The organism is Janthinobacterium darwini (assembly GCF_051380905.1).
GTDB lineage: Bacteria > Pseudomonadota > Gammaproteobacteria > Burkholderiales > Burkholderiaceae_D > Janthinobacterium.
The window spans coordinates 506,242-524,098 of sequence record NZ_JBNYXX010000003.1; the positions used below are offsets into that span (position 1 = coordinate 506,242).

Consider the following 17,857-nt stretch of genomic DNA (forward strand, 5'->3'; position numbering starts at 1 on the left):
CGCTAGCACAGTTGTGGGGGAGGTTGTTATGTCATGGGCGCAGTAGAGTCATTAAACAACAATAAAACTATTTTGGAAAAATGTCGTGTTTTTGCCAACCTTGTTGCTAAGAAATAAACTATACTCCCGGATATGACTACTATCATGTTGCTCGGTCCTTCCCTGGGTGCCGTCAGTGGGGTGAGCACTCACTTGAATCAGCTGTTGCAGTCAGCGTTACCGCGTGAGTTTCGCTTCGTGCTTTTTCAAGTCGGTAGCGAGGGCAGGGGGGAATCGCTGCCAGGCAAAGTGTGGCGCCTCTTGCTTAGCCCTGTCCTGTTTCTCATTGCCTTGTTGCGTGAGCGTCCGGCGATCGTGCATTTGAATACGTCGATGGAGCCCAAGAGCTATTGGCGCGATGTCGTGTATCTGGCAATTGCCAAGCTGATGCGTAAAAGGGTTGTTTATCAGGTGCATGGCGGCGCCTTGCCGCAAGAGTTTTTCGGTGGCCGGCATCTGTTGACGGGCCTGCTGCGCCGCGTCCTGCGCCTGCCCGATGCGGTGGTGCTACTGGCGCAGTGCGAATTGCGCGGCTATCGCAGCTTCGATGCAACCCTGGCGCTGGAGGTGATTCCGAACGCCATCGATGCGGGTCTGGACGCGGGCGCCAAGCCGCTTGCGCCGCAGCGCCCGTTGTCTCTGGTGTACGTGGGCCGCCTGGTGGAAAGCAAGGGACTGTTTGAACTGATCGAGGCGATGCAGTTGGTGCGCGGTGCCGGCGTGGCGGCGAGCCTGTCGCTGGTTGGCAGCGGTCCGGACGAGGCGGCACTGCGCGAGCGGGTGGCGGCCTTGGGCTTGGAGGACACAGTGACTTTCCTGGGACAAAAATTTGGTGCGGAGAAAGACGCGGCGTGGCGCAATGCCGACCTGTTCGCCTTTCCCACGTATCACGAGGGTTTGCCGTATGCATTGCTCGAAAGCATGGCGGCGCGTACGCCGGCGCTGCTTTGCCCCGTGGGTGCGATTCCCGATGTGGTGCAGGATGGCATACATGGCGTATTCGTGCCGCCGCGCAATCCGCAGGCGCTAGCCGATGCCATCGTGCGCCTCGATGGCGACCGCGCCTTGTTGCAGCGCATGGGACAGGCGTGTCGCGAGCGCATCGAGAGCCACTATACGGTCGAGCGGCTGGCGCAGGATTTCCGCCGCGTCTACAGTGCGTTGCTGGCGTCGCCAGCGCTCTAGCCGGTCCCCTATTTTTTAAGCGAGCCATTATGTGCGGTATTGCCGGTTTGATTTTCCCTTCGTCCGTCGCCGGCATGCCGGCTGCGCTCGACGCCATGGGGCGCGCCATCGCGCACCGCGGCCCCGATGACACGGGCGTGCTGCTGGCCAATAGCGCCGATGGTGCTTGGCAGCTGGGCTTGTTGCACCGGCGCCTGTCCATCATCGATATCGCCACGGGGCACCAGCCGCTGGGCAATGAAGATGGTGATGTACAAATCATCTTCAATGGTGAAATCTATAACTTCCAGCCTCTGCGCGACGAGCTGATCGCGTTGGGCCACTATTTCCGCACGGCTTCCGACACGGAAACCATCGTGCATGCCTACGTGCAATGGGGCGAGGAGTGCGTACAGCACTTCCGCGGCATGTTTGCTTTTGCTATCTGGGATGCGCGCCATGAGCGTTTGTTCATGGCGCGCGACCCCTTCGGCAAGAAACCCCTGTTTCTGTGGCAGCACGAAGGCAAGCTGGCTTTCGGCTCGGAAATCAAGGCCCTGCTGGCCTTGCCGGACGTGGCGCCGCAGGCTGACCAGGCCTCCATCTGGGATTATTTTGCCTACCGCTACGTGCCGGGCCCGGCTACTTTATTCCAGGGTATCCGCAAGCTGGCGCCCGGTTCCACGGCGACATGGGAAAACGGCGTGCTGCGCGAGCGCGTGTATTACACGCCGCCCGACAGTCGGCCCAGCTTGGCGGTGCCGTTGCCGGCCGACCCCGTCGCCACTTTCCTCGACAAGCTCGATGAATCGGTGCGCATCCGCATGATTTCCGACGTGCCTTTCGGCGCTTTCTTGTCCGGCGGCATCGACTCGTCCGCCGTGGTGGCGCTGATGTCGCGCCATGCGGGCGTGCCCGTGAAAACCTTTTCCGTCGGTTTCAAGGAGGGCGGCTTCAGTGAACTGGCGTATGCGGCCGATATTGCCCGCCAATTTTCCACGGAACACCATGAGCTGGAAGTGTCCGTCGACCAGGTCATCGCCTTGCTGCCCGACCTCGTGCGTTTCCGCGACGCCCCCGTGGCCGAGCCGTCCGACATTCCCATCTACCTGCTGGCGAAAGAATCGCGCAAGACGGTCAAGATGGTCTTGACGGGGGAAGGCTCCGATGAAATCCTCGGCGGCTACCCCAAACACGTGTACGAGCGCTATGCGGGCAATTATCAGATGCTGCCGGGCTTGCTGCGCCACGGCCTGATCGAGCCGGCCATCGGCGCCTTGCCCTACCGTTTCCGGCGCGCCAAGACGGCCATCGTCAACCTGGGCCTGGAAGCGTTCGACGAACGCATGCCGCGCTGGTTCGGCATGATGTCCGACCAGGAACGCGCGCGCCTGGTGGCCATGCCGGCGCCGTCGCGCCAGCGCGACCCCTCGCTGGGCTGTGGCAGCGCCGGCAACAGCGCCTTGCGCCGCATCCTGTGCTTCGACCAGCTGAGCTGGCTGCCCGACAATCTGCTCGAGCGGGGCGACCGCATGACTATGGCGGCCTCGCTGGAAGCGCGCATGCCCTTCATGGACCACGAACTGGCCGCGTATGTATCGAGCCTGCCGGACGAGTACCGCGTGCGCGGCCGCACCACCAAGTGGATCTTGCGCGAAGCCATGAAACAGCTGCTGCCGCAAGCCATCCTGGAACGGCCGAAAGTGGGCTTCCGCGTGCCCGTCAACGAATGGTTCCGCGGGCCCATGAAGGATTATCTGTACGAGCACCTGACGGGCGCCGAGTCGCGCACGCGCCACTACTACCATGCGCAAGCACTGCAGCAGGTGCTGGCTGAACACGTGGCTGGGCGGCAAAACCACGAGAAGCTGCTGTGGAGCTTGCTCACCCTGGAAATCTGGCATCGCCAGTATTTGTGAGAGGCCCATGCTGAGCAATCTGTCCTGGAAACTGAACCGCTTGCGCGCCATGGGGGCGCCCGAGGTGGCGCACCGCGTGCGCGATGCGGTGCAGCAACGGCTGCAGGCGCGTGGTTACGGCCTGGCGCTGGCGCCGCCACCCGCTGTGCGCCAGCGTTTCGGCGCGCCATGGCTGGGACTGCCCATTGATGCGGCGCCGCACCAGGCGGCCGCCGAACGCATCCTGGCGGGCCGCTTCGACGTCTTTGCCTTGCGCGATGCGGACCTGGGTTTCCCTCCGCAATGGAACCGCGATCCGAAGACGGGCACCGTGGTGCCGCTGGGCTTTGGCAAGACACTCAATTACCGCGATGAAGCGGTGGTGGGTGACATCAAATGCCTGTGGGAACCGAACCGCCACCTGGCCGTGGCCGACCTGGCGATGGCGTATCGACTGGGCGGCGACCTGCGCCATGCGCGCGGGGCGCAAGCCTTGCTCGAATCGTGGTGGCAGCAGTGTCCGTATCCGCTGGGGCCGAACTGGAGCAGCGCGCTGGAACTGGCCTTGCGCCTGGTCAGCTGGTCGCATGCGTGGCACTTGCTAGGTGGCATCAACAGCCCCCTATTTGAGGGCGCGCAAGGGCAGGCGTTCCTGCAGCGCTGGCTCGACAGCATCTACCAGCATTGCCACTTCATCGCCGGCCACTTTTCGCGTCACTCATCGGCCAACAACCACCTGTTTGGTGAATTGACGGGCTTGCATATCGCCGCGCTCACATGGCCTTGCTGGCCGGAAAGTGCCGGCTGGCTGACGCAAACGGAACGCGAGCTGGAAGCGCAGGCGCTCAAGCAAAACGGCGCGGATGGCGTGAACCGCGAGCAAGCTATTTATTACCAGCACACGGTGGCCGACGAAATGCTGCTGTGCGTGCTGGCGGGCCGCGCGAATGGCCGGCCCCGCTCCGCCGCTTTCCTGCAACGCCTGGAAGCCATGCTGGAATTTATCGCCGCCATGACGAACGTGGCGGGCGAGGTGCCGATGATCGGCGACGCAGACGACGCGCTGCTGGCGCACTGGGACAAATCCCCGGGCGCCAATCCCTACACCTCGCTGCTGGCCAGCGGCGCGGCCCTGTTCGGTCGCGCCGATTTCAAGGCCAAGGCACGCACCTTCGACGAGAAAAGCGCCTGGCTGCTGGGTGCGGCAGGCAGCCAGGCGTTTGACGCCTTGCCGGACATTGCGCCCGAAACCTTGCCGCGCGCTTTCCCCGATGGCGGTTATTACGTGATGGGTGCGCGTTTCGATACGCCAGGTGAGGTGCGCCTGACCGCTGATGCCGGTCCGCTGGGTTACCTGGGCATTGCCGCACACGGCCACGCCGATGCGCTGGCGCTGACCTTATCTGTGGCGGGCCAGACGGTGCTGGTCGACCCGGGCACCTATGCCTATCACACGCAAAAACAGTGGCGCGACTATTTCCGCGGCACCAGCGCGCACAACACCGTGCGCATCGATGGCCGCGACCAGTCCGAGTCGGGCGGCAACTTCCTGTGGCTGCGCAAGGCCCAGGCCCAGTGCCTGGCGTGGCGTGAGGATGCCGACGGGCAATTCTGGAGCGCCAGCCATGACGGCTACCTGGGCTTGAAAGATGCTGTGCTGCATCGGCGCGAGGTACGCGTGGCGCCCGGCGCCGCGCTGATCGTGGTCGATGACGTGCTCGAATGCCAGGGGGCGCATGAGGTGGAGCAGTTCTGGCACTTCGATCCCCGCTGCCGCTTGCAGCTGGACGGCCATGTGCTGCGCGTGGCGGGTGACGCTTTCTCGCTGGAAATGCATTTGCCGCCCTTGCCGGATGCCTCCGTGCAACTGGTGTGTGGCCGCGACGATCCGCCGCTGGGCTGGATTTCGCGCCGTTTTGATGAAAAGCAGGCTGCACCTGTGCTGGTCTGGCGCGGGCGGCTGCAAGGCACGGCCACCTTGCGCACGGAGTTTCACCTGAGTTTGGCTACCCCTGATCTGTCAGAAAATACGAGGAAAACATGAAAATTAGCATATTTGGTTTGGGTTATGTGGGTGCCGTCTCGGCTGGTTGTCTGGCAACGGATGGACACGAAGTGATCGGCGTTGATCCGAACAGGACCAAGGTGGAGCTGATTAACCAGGGCACCACGCCCATCATTGAAAAAGACATCGGCGAGATGATCGCCGCCACCGTGAAGAGCGGCCATTTACGGGCCACCTTCGACGTGCGCGACGCCGTCTTCGGCTCGGACATGTCGCTCATCTGCGTGGGCACGCCGTCGCAGCTCAATGGCAACCTGGACCTGAGCCACGTGCGCAAGGTGTGCCAGGAAATCGGCGCCGCCATCCGTGAAAAAGACAGCTTCCACGTCGTTGTGGCGCGCTCGACCATGTTGCCCGGCTCCATGCGCTCGCTGGTGATCCCGACCCTGGAAGCGGCCTCCGGCAAGGTGGCTGGCGTCGATTTCGGCGTGTGCAACAATCCGGAATTCCTGCGTGAAGGCACGGCCGTCTACGATTACTACAATCCGCCGAAGACGGTTATCGGCGAGTCCGATGAAAAGGCCGGCGCGCTGCTGGTGCAGCTGTATGAAAAGATGGACGCGCCGCTGGTGCGCACAGATGTGGAAACGGCCGAGATGGTCAAGTACACGGACAACACCTGGCACGCCGTCAAAGTGGCGTTCGCCAATGAAATCGGCAATATCTGCAAGGCTGTCGGCATCGATGGCCACACGGTGATGGAAATCTTCTGCCAGGATACCAAGCTGAACCTGTCGCCGTACTACATGAAGCCGGGCTTTGCCTTCGGCGGCTCGTGCCTGCCCAAAGACGTGCGCGCACTGACCTACAAGGCGCGCAGCCTGGACCTCGATTTGCCCTTGCTCAATTCCATCCTGCCATCGAACCAGAAGCAAGTGGAAAAGGGCATCAAGATGATCGTCGACAAGGGCGCGCGCAAAGTGGGTATCCTGGGCTTTTCGTTCAAGGCCGGTACGGACGACTTGCGCGAGTCGCCGCTGGTCGATGTCATCGAGTATCTGCTGGGCAAGGGCTACGAGCTGAAGCTGTACGACAAGAATGTCAACCTGGCCGCCTTGACGGGCGCCAACCAGGATTACATCCTGAACATGATCCCGCACATTTCCAAGCTGATGGTGGACAACATGCAGGACGTGCTCGATTTTGCCGACACCATCGTCATCGGCAATGGCGCGGCCGAATTCAAGACCGTACCAAACAGCCTGCGGCCGCACCAGCACATCGTCGACCTGGTGCGTATCAGCAAAGAACAAAGTGGAGAACAGTATGACGGCATCTGCTGGTAAAACCGTGGGCATGGGAGCCCAGCCCAGGCGGGTGCTGATCCTGGTGGAAAACCTGCCTTCGCCATTCGACCGGCGCGTGTGGCAGGAGGCGACCACCCTGCATGCGAACGGCTATGAAGTGTCGATTATCTGCCCGACGGGCAAGGGCTATGAAGCGCGCTACGAAGCCATCGACGGCATCCATATCTACCGCTACAACCTGCCGCTGGAGGCGGAAGGGGCCAAGGGTTACCTGGTGGAATATTCACTGGCCCTGTTTCATACCTTCCGCCTGGCATGGAAAGTCCATTTTGCCCGTGGTTTCGACGTGGTTCACGCCTGTAATCCGCCTGATTTGCTGTTCCTCATCGGCGGCTTCTTCAAGTTGACGATGGGCAAGCGTTTCCTGTTCGACCACCATGACATCAACCCCGAGCTGTACGAAGCCAAGTTCGGCCGGCGCGATTTCTTTTACAAGCTGATGGTGCTGTTCGAGCGCTGGTCGTTCCAGAGCGCCGACGTGTCGATCGCCACCAACGAGTCGTACAAGAAGATAGCCATCGAGCGGGGCGGTATGAAGCCCGAGGATGTCTACGTGGTGCGCAGCGGACCCAAGCTGGACCGCTTGCGCGTGCTGCCGCCCGTGCCAGCACTGAAGAAGGGCCGCAGCTACCTGGTCGGCTACGTGGGCGTGATGGGCGCGCAGGAAGGCATCGATCTGCTGCTGCAGGCGGCACAATACATCGTGCAGACCTTGAAGCGCGAGGATGTGCAGTTCGGCCTGGTGGGCGGCGGCACCTCGCTGGAACAGATGAAGCAGATGGCGCAGGACCTGGGCATTGCCGACTACGTGACGTTTACGGGGCGCGTGCCGGACCAGCAATTGCTGGAAATGCTCAACACCTCGGACGTGTGCGTGAACCCGGACGTTGCCAACGACATGAACGATAAGTCGACCATGAACAAGATCATGGAATACATGGCCCTGGGCAAACCGATTGTGCAGTTTGATCTGGTCGAAGGCAAGGTTTCCGCACAGCAGGCATCCTTGTATGCAGTGAAAAACGATCCTGTCGACATGGCGCGCAAGATCGTCGAATTGCTGGACGACCCCGCCCGCCGCGAGCAGATGGGGGCGTTCGGCCGCCATCGCGTGGTCAACGAGCTGGAGTGGGAATACGAAGCGCCCAAGCTGCTGGCCGCGTATGCGCGCCTGTTTCCCGCTGCCGCGCCTGCCGCTTCCGTGACCTTGAGCAAGGACGGCCGCTGAGTGTGTCGCCTGGCCAGCCAGGCGCAACCCTGATGGAGCATGTTCGACCGTGACAGCAATGATATTGGCGGCAGGCCAGGGCACGCGCGTGCAGCCTGGCGTGGTATTTGATGAAAGGATCGCCTTCAAGGATTATAGTGTCGACCGTGCCGGCCAGATGCTGCATGTTTCCCAGTATGAGACTGAGGCCTGGGGTAATGCACGCGACCGCCGTAGCTTGCGCTGCGCTGCAACCCCGCCGGCCCTGTATGCTGCCCAATAAACTGTTTTTGAAATGACACCATGAAAATTTATCCAGTCATCCTGTCCGGCGGTTCGGGCACACGTCTCTGGCCGCTGTCGCGCGCCGTGCTGCCCAAGCAGTTGTTGCCGCTGGTTACGGACAAGACCATGTTGCAGGAAACGGCGCTGCGCGTGCTCGGCCTGCCCAACCGCCGTGCCGGTGATAGCGGACTGGCCGATATCGACGTCATGCCGCCGCTGGTGGTGTGCGGCAATGAGCACCGCTTCATGGTGGCCGAGCAGCTGCGCGAGATCGGCTTGCCGCCGCTGGGCATCCTGCTTGAGCCCGTGGGGCGCAACACGGCGCCAGCCGTCGCCGTGGCTGCGCACTTTCTGCTGGCCATCGACCCACAGGCGCTGATGCTGGTCTTGCCGGCCGACCATGTCATTACCGATGTTGCCGCGTTTCACCAGGCCATCGCCCAGGCGGCTCTGCTGGCGGCCGATGGCGCACTGGCCACCTTTGGCATCGTGCCGACGGCGCCGGAAACGGGCTATGGCTACATCCGTAGCGGCGCGCCCGTGAGCCCGGGGGCCGTGGGCTGCAAGGTCGAGCGCTTCGTGGAAAAGCCGGACCTGGCCACGGCGCAGTCGTTCCTTGCCGCCGGTAATTATTTCTGGAATAGCGGCATGTTCATGTTCCGCGCCGAACGCTATCTGGGCGAGCTGGGGCAGTTCCAGCCGACCATGCTGGCCGCCAGCGAGGCGGCCGTGCGCGATGGCTATCGCGACCTCGATTTCTGCCGCCTGGAAGAGAAGGCCTTCGCCGCCTGCCCATCCGATTCGATCGACTATGCCGTCATGGAGCATACGGCGCATGCCGTGGTGCTGCCGGCCGCCATCGGCTGGAGTGATGTCGGTTCCTGGTCGGCCCTGTGGGAAGTGCAGCAGAAGCAGAGTGACGCCAACGGCAACGTGGTGCGCGGCGACGTATATCTCGATGGCGTCAGCAATTGCCTGGTGCGCGCCGAGCGCCGCATGGTGGCCGTGCTCGGCGTGCAGGACTTGATTGTGGTGGAAACGGACGACGCCGTCCTGGTGGCGCACAAGGACCAGGTGCAGCGCGTGAAACAGGTGGTCGATCACTTGAAGCAGGCAGGGCGCAGCGAGCATGTGCAGCACCGCAAGGTGTACCGCCCGTGGGGCAGCTATGAAGGCATCGATATCGGCGAACGCTTCCAGGTCAAGCGCATCACGGTCAGTCCTGGCGGCAAGCTGTCGCTGCAGATGCACCATCACCGTGCCGAACACTGGGTGGTGGTCAGCGGCACGGCGCAAGTCACGTGCGGCGAGAAGGTGACCTTGTTGACGGAAAACGAATCGACGTATATCCCCATTGGCATGACGCACAGGCTGGAAAACCCGGGCAAGCTGCCCTTGCACCTGATCGAGGTGCAGTCGGGCAGTTACCTGGGAGAGGACGATATCGTGCGCCTGGAGGATGTGTATCGGCGTGTCTGATGGGCGCCTGGGGCTGTGCGGTGCACTACTCGTCAAGTGGAGCCGGATGCATGACGTCGGGAATGCAGTCGCTCTTGATGATTGCCCCAGGGTTTCCTGCAACGATGGAGTACGGGGGGATGTTCTCGCTGACGACGGCGCCGCCCGCAATGCGGCTGCCGCGCCCTATAGTGATGCCGCCCGTTATGATCGCATGCGGACCGACCCATACTTCATCTTCCAGTGTGGGGTAGCCCGTAATGCGCTGTCCATCTGCGCTGATGCGGTCACGCCGCCCCAGCGTTACGCCATGAAATAATGTCACATTTCGGCCAATGACTGCGTCAGGACTCATGACCATTCCCCAGCCATGCGTCAGGGCAAAACCGGCCCCAATTTTTGTTTGCCAAGGGAAATCCACGCCAGCCATCGAGGAAGCGCATCGATGCAGCAGCTTGCATGCTGGCAGCAGCAACTTCCCCGGGCCTTTGGCATTGCGCGCTGCCTGGCATAGCCGGGCCGTTGCCACCACGCGGAATGTGCGACTGCGTATCGCAGCCTGCAGCGTCAATAGCGCGCTGCTGCGGCCAAATTGACGATAGGTATCTGCCCTTAATTCCATCCATGCTGACATGTGCGCCCCAGTATAATAAAAGATTGCTTGATATAATTTTAGCAATTATAACCGTATCCATATTGTTGTGCTCAACGAATAGTATTTCTAACTTATCAAGAAATGATGCCACAAGGAAATTGATAATTAAGAATAATGCAGCATAAAAAATTGATTTATGCATTCCCATGTCTGATTTGATAAGATGAATTTAGGTGGGGGCGTTGTTATCCGCAATCCCATTTGCTGGGATCTCATGAAGAAACATACTTGATCGATACATGCACAGTCAGACAACGGGGGCATAGGGAAAAAACCTGGGGTTACCCGTCTTGACGTGGACAGCGCTTTGTTTCGCCTGTCGATTGCATGGGACTATAATCATTTGGCACAGCTGGCGGCTGCCACATGGCGGCTTCGATACTACCTCATCGGGCGAGATTCACCATTGCGTAACTTTTTCTGTTTTTCGCTGGCGCTGGTCGCCGGTATCGCGTACGCCGATGCGCCGCCTGCGGCGCCACGATTGCAGCCGTCGCAACTGGCCATCGTCATCAACGATGCCGAGCCGAATAGTATCGAAGTGGGGGAATATTACCGCCAGGCCCATACCATCCCTGTGGCGAACGTTGTGCATGTGAATATCCCCAACCGTCCGCGCAATCTCAGCGTAGATCAGTTCGCGCAATTGAAGGAGCGCATCGACGCGCAGCTGAAACCCGAGATCCAGGCCGTGCTGATGGTGTGGAGCGCCCCATATGCCGTCGAATGCAATGCCATCACGTCCGCCTTCACCTTGGGCTATGACGGGGATCAATGTGCGAAGACCTGCGGCCCGGGCAAGCCCAGCGCGTATTTCAACAGCGAGGTGGGCCAGCCCTACAAGCAGCTGGGCATGCGCTTGTCGATGCTCTTGCCTGTCGATTTCGTGGACGAAGCCAAGGCCGTGGTGGATCGCGGCAAGGTCATCGGCTTTTCCGTGCCGGCCGCCAGCGCCTATTACCTGACGACCAGCGATGCGGCACGCAACAGCCGTGCCGCTTTCTTTCCGCCGGCCGGCGTCGTGCTCCAGCGCAAGCTGACCATCAAGAACCTCAAGGCGGACAGCCTGGAAGGGGCGAAAGACATCATGGTGTACCAGACGGGGATGGCCAAGGTGGCCAAGCTGGAGACCCTGCATTTCCTGCCCGGCGCCCTGGCCGACCACCTGACCTCGTATGGCGGTGACTTGCAAGGCAGTAGCCAGATGAGCAGCCAGCGCTGGCTGGAGGCGGGTGCGACGGCCAGCTATGGCACCGTCAGCGAACCGTGCAACTATTGGCAGAAGTTTCCCAATCCGACCGTGCTGTTGCGCCGCTACCTGTCCGGCAGCACGGCACTGGAAGCGTACTGGGGCAGCGTGCTGTGGCCAGCCCAGGGCCTGTTCATCGGCGACCCGCTCGCCGCCCCGTATGCGCGCTTCCGGCGTTGAAGCCTGATTCTTTCAGGCAATAAAAAAGGCCCTTGCGGGCCTCTTTCATCTTGCTGCGTTATTTGCTCTTGCGGCGGCGCGCCAGGGCGACGAGGCCCAGTCCTGCCAGCAGCATGGCATAGGTTTCCGGTTCCGGCACGGCTGGAATGTCCGGCGTCACGGCAGGAATGTTCGGCGTCACGGGAATGACGCTGCCGCCCGTGAAGCCGCCACCGGAGCCGCCACTACCAACACCACCGCCAGTGACAGGCAAGCCTTCGCCGAGCGACGACGAGAAGATCAGTGGAGTGTCGTCGACACTGCGGGCCGGGTTGTACGAACGGCCCGGGCCGCGGTATCCGGCGGCGTCATCGACGGGACGGTTTTCTTCGGCGGCGACGAAATCGCGCGTGGCAACACGATAGTTACGGTCACTGCTGGCGAGCGCCAGGCGCGGCTCGCTGACGTCAGCATCGGCGGGCAACTGGCGCGTAGCCAGGCCGTGCGTTTTGTCGGTCGATTGAACTTTGCGGAATTCCTGGTCGGACATGCCGCCTTCAAATTCCGGTGTCTTGTTGAGGCCGTCGCTGATGCGATTGCCGAAGCCAATGAAGCCGTTGGCCAGGCTGCAGGCGCTGTAAGTGCCGTCCAGATTGGCATCTTTCGCCTTGCCATTCGCCGATTGCGTGCTGGCCTGGCAATTTTTTTCATTCTTTTGCGCAGGCGCGGCCGTCTGCGCCTGGGCGCTGGCGCCGAACAGCATCAAGGCTGCGGCCAGCAGCAAGGGGCGGGAAGAGGCTGGCGTGAAAATTGGTGTTGGCATGATCGATCTCTCAAAAAGCATGGAAGGGTGCGTCGTTTGACGCGTGTATCCACATGCGATTGTTGCCTCTCCCTTCCAGGCTACTGTTGCGAGCAAGGTTGGGAGTGCGTTTCAAGGTCAGGCATGGATGGGGCCTGCACCACTGGGTCTGCTAGTGCCGCTTAATGTCTTGTCAGTAACTAAACTTATTTGTTTGAATTATATCATGTTGTCCTGCCGTGCACGCGCCGGGATTGCTTTGTAAAGTATGGCGTTGCTGAAATGATACTGTCGGAAAGCAGCCGCCTGCCTGGATTCTGTTTGATCACAGCTGCGTTGGGCTTGTTGAAATGCTATCGCTGACATGTTCTTCTATATCGGGCGAGACTCGCGCGACGAGGGGCAAGGCACAGATCATCGCAGTAGGGCCAGCGCGACCAGTGTTTCGCCACGGACACGTCATCATGCGGTATGAGGTGCGCGCGCTTGCCACGAACCAGGCAGGCGCAGCTTGGACCCGGTGCCCTGGCAGGCTTCGGCAAAACGGGACACCACATGGCTGACCATGAAGGCGCTGACGATTTTTCCGCGCACCGTGTCGATGCGCTGCTGGTAGTCGAGGTGGCGCGACAAGGCACTGCTGCCCTCGGCCTCCGTGACGATGCCGCTGTATGACGGGGAAACAGTTCGCCATGCTCTTCCGGTGCGGCGGAAAAGGGCCTGCCTTCGCGCAAGCCCTTTAACAGGCGCGCGAGCCCGCTGCGGGGAGACAGCGCAGCTTCCTTTTCCAGCAAGACTTCCGGCGCCTATGCCTGTAGCGCCAGCGCCTGAACCCGCGTCGCCCGAGGTGGCGGGGGCCGCAGGAAGAGGCTGGCGCGCAGCAGGCCCCCCCCGATCTGCTGTAACTATAAGTCAATGTGGAGCGATACGGAGAGAACTATTTTCTTTGGGAAATCCCTATATGCCCGCAACCATTTCGCATGGGAAATACTTATTTTAAATGAAATTAAGATAAAATATTTGCAATTAATCTAATGCTTTTATGCTACTATTCCGCTTGGTACTTTCGGTACTAAAACGATGGCTGGCACCACTTGGCGGCCATAAATTACTTTTAAGGGCTAAATTATGAAATTGAAATTTATCGCGGCAGGCATTCTGGCTGCAGCATCGTTCAGCGCGTCGGCGGCCACCTACAATCTGGGTATCCTGGATCCAAGCGGTTTTGATACCCGGGCATCCATCACCACCAATTTCGCTGCCAATACGGTGATCGACGATTTGTGGACCTTTAAACTGCTGACGCCATCGTCGGCGTCTTTCGGTGCATTGCAAACGTTTTCCGTTCCCGAAGGCGCGATCAGCAACTTCGCCGCAACACTGGTGGGCTATGGCGACCTGACCTGGGCATCGGTAGCCGGCATTCAAAGCCTGAGCTGGGCGGGGCCGTTGGCGGCTGGCAGCTATGAGGTGCGTGTTTCGGGCTTGACCGGTTTGCAGAACGGCCAATATGTGGGCACGGTGTCCGCCTTGCCCGTACCGGAACCGGAAACCTACGGCATGCTGCTGGGTGGCCTGGCGCTGGTCGGTTTTGCGGCACGCCGCCGCGCCCGCAAAGCCGTCTGATTTTTCCCCGGCTAGCATGACAAAACCCGCCGAGGCGGGTTTTTTTTGTTTCTACAACATGCGTGATGGTGACAACGTCCCAGGCATGTTGTCAGGCGTGGCGCTTGAAGTCGCGGAAGCGGAATCCGACGAGGAACAGGGTGGCAAAGTAGGCCACGCCGCACAGGCTCACCAGCAAGGCCAGGGCACCGGCCCGTAACAGTGGATGGGCTTGCATAGCGATCCAGTCGATGCGCAGTGCGCCGAAGGCGGCCACGCCGCCCATGACGATGAGCGCCGGCAGCAGGCGCAGGAAGAACTTGGTCCAACCAGGCTTGGGCGTGTAGATGCCGCGCTTGCGCAAGCCCCAATAGAGAAAAGTGGCGTTCAGGCAGGCGCCCAGGCCGATCGACAGTGCCAGGCCGGCCACCGCGATGTAGGGCACGAACAGCAAATTCATCAGCTGCGTGGCGATCAGCACGCCGATGGCGATTTTCACGGGCGTGCGGATGTCCTGGCGCGCATAGAATGCGGGCGCCAGGGTTTTCACGAGGATGATGCCGATCAGGCCCAGGCTGTAGGCCACCAGCGGTTCCGTCGACATGGTCACGGATTCGGCCGTAAATTTACCGTAGTGGAAGAGGGTGGCGATCAGCGGCGTGGCCAGGGTTGCCATGCCGACGGCGGCCGGCAATGCCAACAGGAAAGTCAGGCGCAAGCCCCAGTCCAGCAGGGCCGAGTATTCCGTCTTGTCGCCATCCACGTTCGCCTTCGACAGGCTGGGCAGCAAGATGGTGCCCAGGGCCACGCCCAGCATGGCTGTTGGAAACTCCATCAAGCGGTCCGCATACGACAGCCAGGAAATGCTGCCTTCGGCCAGTCGCGACGCGATGCTGGTATTGATCATCAGGCTGATCTGCGCTGCCGAGACGGCGAACACGGCCGGCCCCATCTTTTTCAGCACGCGGCGCACGCCGCCGTCGGACAGGCCGATGGCGGGATTGATCGACAGGCGCGGCAGCATGCCGATCTTGATCAGGGCAGGAATCTGGATGGCCACCTGCAGCAAGCCGCCGGCGAACACGGCAATTGCCATGGCGTAGATCGGCTGTTTCAGGTAAGGGGCGAGGAAGAGCGAGGCGGCGATGAATGATAAATTGAGCAACACTGGTGTGAAGGCAGGAATCTTGAATTCGCGCCAGGTATTCAAAATGCCGCCAGCCAGGGCTACGAAGGACATACAAGTAATATAAGGGAACATCAGCCGCGTCATCCACACGGCCGCGTCGAAGGCGCCGGGGTCCTTGGTCAGGCCCGTGGCGATCGCATACACGAACCACGGCGCGCCGACGATGCCGATGAGGGATACGAGCAGGGTTGCCCAGACGAGGGTGGTGGCTACATGGTCGGCCAATTGCTTGCTCGCTTCCTGGCCATGCTGGTTCTTGTATTCCGACAAGATTGGCACGAAAGCTTGCGAGAACGCACCCTCGGCAAACAAGCGGCGCAACAGGTTGGGGATGCGGAAGGCAACAATGAAGGCGTCCGTGTAGGCGCCGGCGCCAAAGGCGCGCGCGAACAGGCTTTCACGTAATAATCCGGTTACACGGGACAGCATGGTCATGCTGGAGATGGCGGCGAGGGTTTTAAGCAAGTTCATGGGGGCAGATTATAGCCGCCCGCTGTACCGTTAAACGCTTAAAATATGGTAACAAACGCTGCGGATTCGCCCTTGTCAGGCCCATTTCCAGGTGTTTTTGGCGTCACACACGGTTTTTTGATTTGCCCCCGCTTGAAAATATCGCTATAATCGAAGGCTGTACAGAATTCTGTTACGCAGACACTAATGTTTGACAGGCACTGGTTTGGCACACATGGTTCGGCAGACGCACAGAACGCACCGGTTGGCAAACACTAATGTTTGCAAACGCACTTTGACCCTGTTTTAGGAAATTCCATGGCAAATACCGCACAAGCGCGCAAACGCGCTCGTCAAGCAGTTAAGCAAAACGCACACAATTCGTCCCAACGTTCGACCTTGCGCACGGCTATCAAAGCTGCTCGCAAAGCGATCCAGGGCGGCGACAAGGCAGCAGCTGCTGCAATCTTCCAAGCATCCGTGTCGACCATCGACCGTATCGCTGACAAGAAGATCATCCACAAAAACAAGGCAGCTCGCCATAAGAGCCGTCTGGCAGCTGCTTTGAAAGCACTGTCCGCTTAATATTCACCAGCAGGCAAGCCACCACGGTGGCCTTGCCTGTGCCGGCACGCTGGCACTGGTTGAAAAGCAAAAACCCGCAGATTTATTCTGGCGGGTTTTTTCGCGTTTTTCATTTTTTATTCGCTTGTTTTTGCGGCCCTGTCCGCGCTGGACAGCGGCCGGCCGCCACGGTCTAGCGCGCTGCGGGCAGGTTGCCGATGCTCATGCCCGGCTTGATGTTCTTTTGCTTGAACCAGCCCAAATGCATTTCCAGCGCATAGCGTACGGGCACGGTCCTGGTCGAACAATGGCTGTCGAGCGTGTGCGCTTGCATGTCTTCGATGTTGACGATCTTGCCACCGGCATCGATAAAGGCCACGGACAGGGGCAGCGGCGTGTTTTTCATCCACATGCATTGCGTCGATGGGTTACCGAAGACGAACAGCATGCCCGCATTGGCTGGCAACTTTTCGCGGTACATCAAGCCTTGTTCGCGTTGCTCTTCCGTGGCGGCCACTTCCGCCTGGATCAAATGCATGCCGGCCGAGAGCTGCAAGCTCTTGCCTTGTGGCGCTTGTGCTTGCGCAATGCTGGCGCAAGCCATCAGGGCGGTGGAAAGGCTGAGGCGGCGAAGGGATGTTTTCATGGCGCGGGACGGTGGCAGCGAAGCGGCGATTAAGCCATGCTGGCGGCCGCCTGGTCAAGCATGCTGCCTGGCGGCGCCGAAAGCGTGGCGTTACAGCAACATGGTTGCTGCCCTTATCCCGGGGACTGCGCCTATTTCACGGGCTTGCCTGCTTCAGCGGCAGGCTGCTTCGTCTTGCGCGGCTGGGGAATCAGGCGCGGTGCATCGGTTGCGGCCGAGGCCTTGGTCCGCGCCGCATCTGTCGCCGCCGATGCGTTGATCGAGGCTGCTGCCGGCTTGAGGGCATCGGTGGCGGCCGAGGCATGGCTGGCAGCCGATGCAGGTGGCGGCTTGACGGCATCGGTAGCAGCGGAAGCGTGCACCTGGGCGCCCGATTGGGCCAGTGCGGCGCCGGCAAGCAGGGAGGCGGTCAGTGCCAGTATTGCTTTTGTCATCATCTTTCCTTTTTCGTCATGTGAAGGTGAGATGATTTTAATGCATTATCTAAAAATAAATAGTGCTTATTGGCAAAATTCAGTGCTGACGCCGTTTTTTCTTGTCCAGCTCACGTTTTTCCAATGTTCTCGGCCGGCACTTCACACCATTCGCCGGGTAGCAGAGGGTGGCTGGCCAGCGAGAACGGGCCGATGGCGCTGCGCACCAGGCGCAGGGTGGGCAGGCCGACGGCAGCCGTCATGCGCCGCACTTGCCGGTTTTTTCCTTCCTTTAAAGTTATCGCCAGCCATGAGGTCGGCTTGTCGGCGCGCGCGCGGATGGGCGGGTTGCGCGGCCACAGCCAGTCCGGCTCGGCGATACGCACGGCCTTGCAAGGCTTGGTAGTGAAATCGCCCAGGTCCAGTGGCGCCTGCAGGCGCGCCAGGCTGGCGGCGTCGGGCACACCATCGACCTGCACCAGGTAGGTTTTCGCTTCCTTGCGGTCGGGATGGCTGATCTCGTGTTGCAGTCGGCCGTCGTCCGTCAGCAGCAGCAAGCCTTCGCTGTCGGCGTCGAGCCTGCCGGCCGGGTAGATGCCGGGAATGGTCAAATGGTCGGCCAGGGTGAGGCGGCCGTCCTGCGGCGAAAACTGGCACAAGACCTGGAATGGTTTATTGAAGAGGATGAGTGGCATGCTGATA

General features: G+C 60.7%; 17 protein-coding genes. 9 read left to right on the forward strand and 8 right to left on the reverse strand.

Features of this window, described 5'->3' with window-relative positions; translation table 11 throughout:
• Positions 1-144: 144 nt before the first annotated feature.
• The 6 genes from ACQ4WZ_RS20740 (at position 145) to ACQ4WZ_RS20765 (ending at position 9,444) form a co-directional block, all read left to right on the forward strand.
• Entirely contained in the window at positions 145-1,224 is a 1,080-nt protein-coding gene (locus ACQ4WZ_RS20740) for a glycosyltransferase family 4 protein (protein ID WP_436574467.1), read from the forward strand.
• Between the two features lie 29 nt (positions 1,225-1,253).
• The gene (gene asnB, locus ACQ4WZ_RS20745) at positions 1,254-3,122 is read left to right on the forward strand and encodes an asparagine synthase (glutamine-hydrolyzing) (RefSeq protein WP_436574399.1); all 1,869 of its coding nucleotides are present in this window, start codon (positions 1,254-1,256) and stop codon (positions 3,120-3,122) included.
• 7 nt (positions 3,123-3,129) lie between these two features.
• A complete protein-coding gene (locus ACQ4WZ_RS20750; RefSeq protein WP_436574400.1) occupies positions 3,130-5,145 on the forward strand; it encodes a heparinase II/III family protein in 2,016 nt (671 codons plus the stop codon).
• Positions 5,142-6,452, forward strand: coding sequence for a nucleotide sugar dehydrogenase (locus tag ACQ4WZ_RS20755; protein ID WP_101484366.1), 1,311 nt, complete (start codon positions 5,142-5,144; stop codon positions 6,450-6,452). Before ACQ4WZ_RS20750 ends, ACQ4WZ_RS20755 begins: the two co-directional genes overlap by 4 nt.
• Positions 6,433-7,701: a glycosyltransferase family 4 protein gene (locus ACQ4WZ_RS20760; RefSeq protein ID WP_436574401.1), complete on the forward strand. Its 1,269-nt coding sequence runs from the start codon at positions 6,433-6,435 to the stop codon at positions 7,699-7,701. The genes ACQ4WZ_RS20755 and ACQ4WZ_RS20760 overlap by 20 nt, the downstream gene beginning before the upstream one ends.
• A 282-nt stretch (positions 7,702-7,983) precedes the next feature.
• Positions 7,984-9,444, forward strand: a complete 1,461-nt coding sequence (locus ACQ4WZ_RS20765; RefSeq protein ID WP_436574402.1) for a mannose-1-phosphate guanylyltransferase/mannose-6-phosphate isomerase — start codon at positions 7,984-7,986, stop codon at positions 9,442-9,444.
• Positions 9,445-9,469: 25 nt separating this feature from the next.
• On the opposite strand, the gene ACQ4WZ_RS20770 is transcribed toward ACQ4WZ_RS20765, so the two are convergent.
• Both ACQ4WZ_RS20770 and ACQ4WZ_RS20775 read right to left on the reverse strand, forming a co-directional pair.
• On the reverse strand, positions 9,470-9,778 hold the full coding sequence (locus ACQ4WZ_RS20770) for a serine O-acetyltransferase (RefSeq protein WP_257562244.1): 309 nt from the start codon (positions 9,776-9,778) through the stop codon (positions 9,470-9,472).
• Positions 9,768-10,226 (reverse strand): hypothetical protein, encoded by a 459-nt coding sequence (locus ACQ4WZ_RS20775; RefSeq protein ID WP_436574403.1) that lies wholly within the window; start codon positions 10,224-10,226, stop codon positions 9,768-9,770. The genes ACQ4WZ_RS20770 and ACQ4WZ_RS20775 overlap by 11 nt, the downstream gene beginning before the upstream one ends.
• A gap of 258 nt (positions 10,227-10,484) precedes the next feature.
• On the opposite strand from ACQ4WZ_RS20775, the gene ACQ4WZ_RS20780 reads away from it, so the two are divergent.
• Entirely contained in the window at positions 10,485-11,507 is a 1,023-nt protein-coding gene (locus tag ACQ4WZ_RS20780) for a TIGR03790 family protein (protein WP_436574404.1), read from the forward strand.
• A gap of 58 nt (positions 11,508-11,565) precedes the next feature.
• On the opposite strand, the gene ACQ4WZ_RS20785 is transcribed toward ACQ4WZ_RS20780, so the two are convergent.
• Positions 11,566-12,309, reverse strand: coding sequence for a PEP-CTERM sorting domain-containing protein (locus ACQ4WZ_RS20785; RefSeq protein ID WP_436574405.1), 744 nt, complete (start codon positions 12,307-12,309; stop codon positions 11,566-11,568).
• A 441-nt stretch (positions 12,310-12,750) separates the two neighbouring features.
• A complete protein-coding gene (locus tag ACQ4WZ_RS20790; protein WP_180338602.1) occupies positions 12,751-12,921 on the reverse strand; it encodes a hypothetical protein in 171 nt (56 codons plus the stop codon).
• 495 nt (positions 12,922-13,416) lie between these two features.
• Here ACQ4WZ_RS20790 and ACQ4WZ_RS20795 point away from each other — a divergent pair, with 495 nt between their 5' ends.
• Complete coding sequence (locus tag ACQ4WZ_RS20795) at positions 13,417-13,914, forward strand: FxDxF family PEP-CTERM protein (protein WP_101484371.1); 498 nt, start codon at positions 13,417-13,419, stop codon at positions 13,912-13,914.
• A 91-nt stretch (positions 13,915-14,005) separates the two neighbouring features.
• Here ACQ4WZ_RS20795 and murJ read toward each other — a convergent pair whose 3' ends face one another.
• Positions 14,006-15,553 carry a murein biosynthesis integral membrane protein MurJ gene (gene murJ, locus ACQ4WZ_RS20800; RefSeq protein WP_133993698.1) on the reverse strand — a complete coding sequence of 516 codons (1,548 nt, stop codon included), beginning with the start codon at positions 15,551-15,553 and terminating at the stop codon, positions 14,006-14,008.
• Positions 15,554-15,850: 297 nt separating this feature from the next.
• Between murJ and rpsT the strand changes: the two genes are divergently transcribed.
• The gene (rpsT, locus tag ACQ4WZ_RS20805) at positions 15,851-16,117 is read left to right on the forward strand and encodes a 30S ribosomal protein S20 (protein ID WP_010395935.1); all 267 of its coding nucleotides are present in this window, start codon (positions 15,851-15,853) and stop codon (positions 16,115-16,117) included.
• A gap of 172 nt (positions 16,118-16,289) precedes the next feature.
• On the opposite strand, the gene ACQ4WZ_RS20810 is transcribed toward rpsT, so the two are convergent.
• From ACQ4WZ_RS20810 to ACQ4WZ_RS20820, 3 genes are all read right to left on the reverse strand, one after another.
• A complete protein-coding gene (locus ACQ4WZ_RS20810) occupies positions 16,290-16,742 on the reverse strand; it encodes a DUF192 domain-containing protein (protein ID WP_133993696.1) in 453 nt (150 codons plus the stop codon).
• A 131-nt stretch (positions 16,743-16,873) separates the two neighbouring features.
• Positions 16,874-17,179 carry a hypothetical protein gene (locus tag ACQ4WZ_RS20815; protein WP_436574406.1) on the reverse strand — a complete coding sequence of 102 codons (306 nt, stop codon included), beginning with the start codon at positions 17,177-17,179 and terminating at the stop codon, positions 16,874-16,876.
• Between the two features lie 107 nt (positions 17,180-17,286).
• Positions 17,287-17,850, reverse strand: coding sequence for a pseudouridine synthase (locus ACQ4WZ_RS20820; RefSeq protein WP_101484374.1), 564 nt, complete (start codon positions 17,848-17,850; stop codon positions 17,287-17,289).
• Between the last annotated feature and the right edge of the window lie 7 nt (positions 17,851-17,857).